Origin of the sequence: Capnocytophaga canis (assembly GCF_000827555.1) — a bacterium.
In the GTDB taxonomy this organism is placed as follows: domain Bacteria; phylum Bacteroidota; class Bacteroidia; order Flavobacteriales; family Flavobacteriaceae; genus Capnocytophaga; species Capnocytophaga canis.
Map to the genome: position 1 here is coordinate 1 of NZ_CDOI01000121.1, position 221 is coordinate 221.

The 221-nt window shown below is 42.5% G+C and carries 1 protein-coding gene; it reads left to right on the plus strand.

The features are described 5' to 3' along the window. The coding region (locus CCAND38_RS03420; protein ID WP_042343891.1) for a type IX secretion system membrane protein PorP/SprF at positions 1 to 221 on the plus strand (221 nt) is incomplete at both ends.

Here is a 221-nt window from a genome sequence, read left to right on the forward strand (position 1 = left end):
TTCCGAGCACAGTGGATTGGTTTGGATGGAGCTCCTCGCAGTGGAGGGATTAGTTATCATGCTCCTCAGGAGCGTTTGCGAAACGTAGGTTTGGGGTACTCGTTGTTCTATGACGCAATAGGGCCACAAACCAATACGAGTTTTATGTTAGATTTCTCGTATACTTTGAATTTTGATAATTCGAAGTTAGCTTTTGGTTTAAAGGGTACAGCAGAGATTTT